Origin of the sequence: Candidatus Protofrankia californiensis (assembly GCF_900634765.1) — a bacterium.
GTDB classification, from domain to species: Bacteria; Actinomycetota; Actinomycetes; order Frankiales; family Frankiaceae; genus Protofrankia; species Protofrankia californiensis.
Map to the genome: position 1 here is coordinate 1 of NZ_CAAAFT010000287.1, position 1,547 is coordinate 1,547.

The 1,547-nt window shown below is 68.4% G+C and carries 1 protein-coding gene; it reads left to right on the forward strand.

Annotated elements, in window-relative coordinates; genetic code table 11:
• Positions 1-460: 460 nt before the first annotated feature.
• Entirely contained in the window at positions 461-1,399 is a 939-nt protein-coding gene (locus DD1DGNOD_RS15470; RefSeq protein ID WP_131770446.1) for a nitroreductase, read from the forward strand.
• The last annotated feature ends 148 nt before the right edge of the window (positions 1,400-1,547 follow it).

The following is a 1,547-nucleotide window of genomic DNA, read 5'->3' on the forward strand; positions in this document are numbered from 1 at the left end:
ACAACCCGAGAGGCGCCTTTCGGCAGCCCGCTTGGAGCAACTGTTGCAACTTACTGATGGAACCTCGCCGAGTCAAACCTCTCCGAATTATCCGGGATTCGCCTCGCGAGCCACCCCGAGCTTCCCGAAGGATTCTCGGACCGGGGATGGGGGCCACCTGAGCGATGAGCTTGGCTCGGGTGTCTCCCGGCTTTCCGCCGGCAGGGATAAACATACACGACGGAACAGTCGAGTTTCATGATCGCAAGCAGTTCATGGAAATTTTTTTCCGTGTTCATCTGGCTACATGTAGGTACGGTTCGTGTCGATCGCACCGATTCCCGCCGATCCAGAGGGCTCCACCGACGTCGAGCGACCGGCCCAGCGGGTGCGAGACAAGGCCCGGGAGCAAGACAGGGCCCAGGAGAGGGGAAGGAACAAGGAAGACCCGACAACGCAGAGACCAGGGACGGTGAAGATCATGTCGACAACCGGCGTAGTGCCCGCCCGCGAGCAGATCGAGGAAGTCGTCACCGAGGCTTCGCTGGCACCGTCGATCCACGACACCCAGCCATGGCACTGGTTCGCCGGCAGCGGGCGCCTCGAGCTGTTCGCGGACCCGTCCCTCCTGCTCGGCGCCATCGACCCGGACGGGCGGCAACTACTGATCAGCTGTGGTGCGGCCCTGTACTACGCGCGCCTGGCGCTGCGGGCTCGCGATCTGGTCCCGGAAGTGACCGTCCTGCCCGACGGGCCCGGATACGCCGATCTCGACATGGATCTCGCGGGCAGGGAGCCACTCGCCACCATCCATGTCAGCGCCGTGCTCCCACCCGACGCCGGGGAGCGGGCACTCGTCACGGCCATGCGCGACCGGATCACCGGCCGCCGGCCGTTGCGTCCCGCCCCTGTGCAGGCCACGGTCGTGGAAGAGCTCGGCCAGGCGGCGGAAGCCGAAGGCTGCTGGCTGGCCGCGTTGGACGCCACGGACGTGGACACCATGTGGTTGGACACCATGGACCGCCACGTCGCGGCCGGCGGGACCGGCGGGACCGGCGGGACCGGCATGGATGCTCCCGGCCGCTCCCCCACTGCGCCCGCCTCCCCCGCTGCGCCCGCAGAGGCCCGGCGGCCGACGGTCGTCGCGCTCGGGACAGATGCGGACCGACCCGTCGACCGCATGGCCGCCGGTCAGGCGGTCGCGCGGATACTGCTAACAGCCGCGGCGCACGGCGCGGCGGCACGTCCGGTCGGGCACGCCGAGGACATCGACGCGATCCGGGTCAGGGTGCGCGAGCTGCTTCGCAGCACCGGCCACGTCCAAATGATCATTCTTGTCGGCTACCCGTTGCCGGGAGGCAGCCCTGTCGAGCCGGCCCGGCGGCGGCCGACATCGGAGATCCTCACGATCGTGGACTGACAGCACAGCGCACTGACAGTGCGGACAGTCGCCCAGGCGCGAGGTGCGAGGTGCGAGGTGCGTCCTCATCGCCTCTGGACGAGGGACCTGGGTAATCCGCCGGCCGGTCCGGAAGTCATCCCCCGACGTCACCTGAAGCGGGAACGGC